This window comes from Streptococcus sp. Z556, assembly GCF_053010225.1.
Genome location: NZ_JBRKNU010000010.1, coordinates 1 through 6,120, shown reverse-complemented (window position 1 = coordinate 6,120; position 6,120 = coordinate 1). Strand labels below are relative to the sequence as shown.

The 6,120-nt window shown below is 41.5% G+C and carries 4 protein-coding genes and 1 pseudogene; all 5 read right to left on the bottom strand.

From position 1 onward, the window contains the following. Nucleotides 1–280 (bottom strand): RHS repeat domain-containing protein (locus ACVC7S_RS08630; RefSeq protein ID WP_447266850.1); only part of this gene is annotated, 280 nt, incomplete at its 3' end. Between the two features lie 225 nt (nucleotides 281–505). Next, nucleotides 506–934: a hypothetical protein gene (locus tag ACVC7S_RS08625; protein WP_447266849.1), complete on the bottom strand. Its 429-nt coding sequence runs from the start codon at nucleotides 932–934 to the stop codon at nucleotides 506–508. 10 nt (nucleotides 935–944) lie between these two features. Beyond that, nucleotides 945–3,854: an RHS repeat-associated core domain-containing protein gene (locus ACVC7S_RS08620; RefSeq protein WP_447266848.1), complete on the bottom strand. Its 2,910-nt coding sequence runs from the start codon at nucleotides 3,852–3,854 to the stop codon at nucleotides 945–947. A 181-nt stretch (nucleotides 3,855–4,035) separates the two neighbouring features. Next, complete coding sequence (locus ACVC7S_RS08615) at nucleotides 4,036–4,758, bottom strand: TipC family immunity protein (RefSeq protein WP_447266847.1); 723 nt, start codon at nucleotides 4,756–4,758, stop codon at nucleotides 4,036–4,038. Further along, nucleotides 4,755–6,120: pseudogene (locus ACVC7S_RS08610) on the bottom strand (hypothetical protein); the annotation flags it as partial. The gene ACVC7S_RS08615 and the pseudogene ACVC7S_RS08610, both read right to left, overlap by 4 nt.

Below are 6,120 nucleotides of genomic sequence, written 5' to 3'. Positions count from 1 at the left end.
TGTCCTTGATCGCAAGCAAGCGATTCTCTGTATCGTAGATGTAGTCTAGCTTCTCTGAGTTCTTCTCAGAAGCGATGTGATTGCCATTCTTGTCGTAGGTATAGGTGATGGTACCATCTGGCCCTTCCAGTTTGGTCAAGCGGTTATGGTCATCGTAGGTAAAGCGTGTCTGGCTCTCCTTACCATCGACTGTCTCGGTGCTAGTCAGTTTATTACCCGCTAGGTCATAGGTGTAGGAGAGCTTGGAGAGTTCCTTACCAGATGCATCCGATACGGTCATGTTTTCCACTTGACCTAGAGTATCGTAGGTATAGGTATGGACGAGGGTTTCACCATCCTGCTTGATGGTTTCTTTGGCGATATGAGCTTATCCCACTTGTCTACTGTGAGGCTAGTATAAAATAAACTAGGGGAAAATTTCCCCTAGTTAGTAATTGAACTGAGTCACAAATTATCTTTGTGAAAGTAATTTATAATTTCCAATCATCTAAACTCAAAACTTTACTTATTCTAGAGTTTCATTATCCTGCCAAAAGAAATGAGCATCCTTTAAATCAAGATGTTCTATCTGAATATCACGACAAACAATTGTCATTTGCAGCAAACCAATATCAACCATACACTTCACAAAATCAGGATTCTCCTCATAAATTTGTAAAGAAATTTCTTGACCATGATGATGCAATTCTCCTCTAGTCATATTTTTAACGTATTGATCTTTTCTCCACTGAATATCTAAAGCATCATTGCTATACTCTACTTTTGCGCATACTAAAAACTTAATTTCCCAGTATTTTTCTTTGTTATGATAATCTTCTATGCACAAAGAAACTTCATCTCCAAAATAGGATATCTTTAAATCTAGTATCCCCATTTCCCAATAATCTATTGCTGCAATCTCTTTTTGTTTAGTTATTAAATTAAATAGTAACATAGCTCCCTCCTTACCATTTATCCCAAGGAATATGTCCCGCAGGGCTTTTTACATCAACATTATTTCCATGAATATCTAAAGGTTTCCCATTTTTATCATAAATATGCATATGAGTATAATCTGTACCAACATTATCAGGTGGATCAATACGCACTCTCATTTTCCCATTTTCCTTAATATGAACACGCCCATTATTTTCATGGAATGTCCAGCCTTCTGGTAGCCTTCCTTTTAGCTCCTGTATATTTAGGTCAACTATCTCTTTTGGAGATAATTTATCTAATTTAGGAGGATTAAAAAGCTTACCAGCATCTGACGCCTTGTCCACCGCCTTTGTAGCTTTCGAAGCATCTGACGCTTTATCCACTGCCTTCGTGGCTTTCGAAGCATCATTGACTGCATCTACTGCATCGAGTGCTTTTTCAAGTTTCCTTAATTTGCCAGCCTTAGCTATAGGATAGAAATTACTTGCAATATCAACAGCTAACTCTGCACCTGCCGCCCAACGATTTGCGTCTTCGCCCGTTAGTGGATCTTTCCCTGTAACTAAACGTTCTCCATTATTCCAGCCTATTAATTCAGCTGCTATAGTTGGAAGTGTAGCTTTATTTTCTTGGTTAAACTTCGCAAATTTTACATTAGATGCATAGGCATTTTCCTCAGGAGTCATTGGGGGAGCTTTTAGATATTCCTCTAATGTCATCCTATCAATTCGCTCTTTTTGATCCGGTCTAAGTCCATGTCTTGCCGCATCTTCATACTTTCTAAAATCTGCGACAGATGGGACTTTAGTTTCTCCCTTATCGGAGGCACCGATTGTTTTTGGATTACATACGTGCTTCAATGTATTCTGTAAAGCCGTATTCCAGTTACGAAGAAGGTTCTTGCCTTCTCGGATTGTAGGAGAGGCCTTAAATCCTATTGCCAAAGCATAGGCAGTACGAATTGCTTGATAGCGTAGTTCTTGAATACGAGCTTGTGCTTGCTGGTATTTCGTTTGTACATAGTCGCGGGCACTATTGTAGGTCGTTTGAACCTTATTCCACTGTCGACTACCCCAATTAACCGCACGGTTGTATTGGGTGCTGATCCAGTTAGTTGCGTGGTTAAAGGCACTCTTAGTCGCATTCCAAGCCTTGGAGGCGAAGCTCTTCACACTATTCCAGGTGTTTGAGGCCACTCTTTTTACCGTATTCCAGGTATTAGAGGCGACTCGTTTAACACCATTCCAAGCATTAGAGGCTGTCTTTTTAACATAGTTCCAGCCTTTTTTGATACTGTTCCAGAAGTGTCCACTCGGGTCTGTATAGTTGACGGGGTTGTTCTGCACATAGCTGTAGCGGTTCTGGCTGAGAGGGTCCGTCGCCTCACCTGGGTAGCTATCCTCGGTTAAGAAAGTACCTCCTTGACTATCATAATACCTTGCTCGTAAATAGTCAAGTCCAGTATCGTCGCGAGCTTCACCGTTATAGGCAAAGGGATTGCCTGTTGTGTCTGTGCTTGCCTTGCTTGCCCCATAGAGATGATAGCGACTGGATGCGACGGCTTGTCCATCCTTGGTCAAACCTGTCACAGAGCCTGATTGGTTAGTCAAGTAGTTGTAACTGTCACCTGTTTGGTTGTTGAGGTAGCTGGTTCTTCCCTTGCCATAGCTATAGGTCTCACGAGCCTTGCCATCATGGTCATAGGTTTCGAGGACTTCTGTATGTTCACGATTGACATCGTTGACATAGTTGCGTTCCTCGTAGTAGTTGTAGGTATCCTCTCGTGTGGTGTAAGGGATGAGGACGTCCTGAACCTGACTGGCATAGGTCACTTCTCCCTGACCCGGTAAGTTTCCAAGTTCTGGTGGGTTGACGACGATCCCCTCCTTGGTCGCTCGGTCCTTAGCCACTTTCTGGTGGTAGGCTGTCGACACATCGTCAAAGATGCTGTGCCAGATGCTTCCTATCGTCTGTGGTAAAGCAGACAGGGCTTGGAGGACATTCTGGCTAAAGCCATACCAGAAGAGGGAGTGTTGGTCCCCACTTGGGGCTGTGTATGGTGACTTACGACCGGACTTGCTTTCCTTTGGCCTGCGTTGGAAGAGCTGATAGGTGTTCTTGCCTTCCTTACGACTGGCGGTGAAGACACGGTTATCATCCCCATCATAAAGCGCAGCCATGAGAAGGCCCTTCTTGTCCTTGATCGCAAGCAAGCGATTCTCTGTATCATAGATATAGTTTAGCTTCTCTGAGTTCTTCTCAGAAGCGATGCGATTGCCATTCTTGTCGTAGGTATAGGTGATGGTACCATCTGGACCTTCCAGTTTGGTCAAGCGGTTATGGTCATCATAGGTGAAGCGTGTCTGGCTCTCCTTACCATCGACTGTCTCAGTGCTGGTCAGTTTATTGCCCGCTAGGTCATAGGTGTAGGAGAGCTTGGAGAGTTCCTTACCAGCTCCATCCGATACCGTCATGTTTTCCACTTGACCTAGAGTATCGTATGTGTAGGTATGGACTAGGGTTTCGCCATCCTGCTTAATGGTTTCCTTGGCGATATAGCCTCCATCGTCATACTCATAGCCATAGCTGGAGATGAGCTTATCCAGCTTGTCCATGTGACGGAGTTCGATGAGACGGTGAGCCTTGTCATAGGTCAAGAAGCTCTTGGTTCCATCTCCTCGAACAACCTCCGTCATATCCCCTGCTGTGTTATAGCTATAGGTGGTTTTTTGTCCCTTAACATCGGTCACGGAAGTCAGGCGATCCAGTTCATCGTAAGTATAGGAGACTGTGCTACCATCTGGGTAAATCATCTTCGAGATATTGCCATAAGCATCATACTCGTACTGGATCAGGCTACCATCTCCCTGACGAACGCCAGTGATCTCGCCTTCTTCGTTAGTCGCGTACTGACTAGTTCCTGTCAGGTCACTCATAGACACCCGACGGCCATCCGCATCATAGGTATAGAGGACTTGACCCTCTTGCTTTTCTAGGTATGAACATAAAACTCTCGAAGAAATTCATCCCCGAGAGTTTTTTCTTGTTTCTATCACAACAGAAGATAGCCGTTCAATATAGAGCAACTAAATACTGAGAGCCTAAAAATCGGTTACTCTATTCAGAAAAACTTAGTGGCACAATCTCTACATCCCCAAGATTATCAACTGAGTACCGTTGACTACCATTTTTAAACCAGCGTTCTAGAACGACATCATAGAGCATGAAGTGGGATTTTTCTTTAATCCAAGCTTCATCAATCCCATAAGGCTTTAAATACTCTAGTACTTCGTTGGGATCTGTTAGCTGAAAACTTGGTAAACCTTTAGTCGAACTAAAACCATAGGAAATTTTCAAATATGATGCTAAATCAAGTTCTCCTCTAGTCTTTATTTCTATACGATAACCGGTCAATCCGTATGCTAATGATTGATCAGATTCTGAAACCTCAATAGTTTGTTTGAGTATTTTATCGCTATAATCATAGTCAATAAAAAGATATCTACCGTCAGGTAACGTCCGCCTATACTCAATTAGAAATGTTTCTTCAATACCTACATACACTAATATAGTTTCACCTTCAGATAAGCCTGATTCAAGACTCATACCAACTGTAATGTCCTTATCGCGATATGATTGGCCTCCGTCAACTGCTTTGCTAAAATCAGCAAGTCCAGGTAAAATACCACTATGGGTTTCTGCATAGTTCATCTCTAAAAAGACATTACTTAAAGATTCATACACTCCTTTATAATAATTCTTTTGATACAAACGATATAAACCAAACAAAGTTAGAAAAACTAATACAGTTATGACTAGGATTTTTAAAATTTTTTTCATTTACCTTTTTCCTTACTTAAATCTTGGATAAACTGATAAGCAACATTGTTCTTCTCTTTTAACATCTCCATTGCTTGGGTATCATCCTGATGATTGATTCCTGCCTCTTTATAAATTTGTTCTTTAACATGGTTCATCCCACCCACATTCTTCAAGAACTCCGATTCACGTGAGTAGCTATTAGTAGAAAGTTGATCATAGTATTGATTAGTAGCTGCAACATAGGATATTCTCTGATTTTTCATGATAGATGTAATATTAACCGCATCAAGATCTGCCTTATAATCTGGGATATTCATACTTGGAGGATTACCGATTGTCACATCACCTAGCCAACCAGATAGATCATTAATATGTTGGTGACTATTGCCCCAATGTCCTTTTCTAAGCCCTTCAAAATTCGCAAGGCGCCATTTATTATCGTATAAATTAGTTGCAGTAGTAATACTTTGATGGGCAAAATCTGTAACAGTCTCACCCTCATTAGTGGCTCTCCTGTGCTGTACGTCTATCCCAGCTTGTATTAGCTTATATTCCTCTCCAGACAATCCGAAGCGGTTCATTTGTTCTTCTATGGTGTGATAACTTTTAGCTCCATATACCGAACCCAGTCCAGCAGTCCCATTCCATTTTATACTATCTTTAAGGTATTGTGGCACTCCAGTAATACTACCGTTCCATTTTGCATTCTCATCGTTATAAATGATTCCACCTACTAAACGATTATAGATATAATCAGTATTTCCACCTTCTGTTTTTTCAATGTTTTTATATAATTTCCACAATAAATCTGAAGTTTGTTCATCAAAACCATATTGTTTTTTAAGATTTTGTTTAAACTCATATGCTGAAACACTATAATCATCAACCGAGTTGACCTTATTTCCTGCCCTATCTGAAGCCTTAGTCGTTTTTGGATCACATATATGCTTCAATGTGTTCAGTAGAGCCGGATTCCAGTTACGAAGAAGGTTCTTGCCTTCTCGGATTGTAGGGGAGGCCTTAAATCCTATTGCCACAGCATAGGCAGTACGAATTGCTTGATAGTGTAGTTCTTGAATACGAGCTTGTGCTTGCTGGTATTTCGTTTGAACATAATCGACTGTACTATTGTAGGCCGTTTGAACCTTATTCCACTGTCTGCCAAGCCAATTCGATGCGCGATTGAATTGGGTGCTGACCCAGTTAACACCTCTATCAATCTGTCTGCCAACCCAGTTAATGCCTCTATCAATCTGTCTGCCAACCCAATTAACGCCTCTACTAATCTGTCTGCCAACCCAATTAACGCCTCTACTAATTTGTCTGCCAGCCCAATTAAGACCTGACTTAACATAGTTCCAGCCTTTTTTGATACTGTTC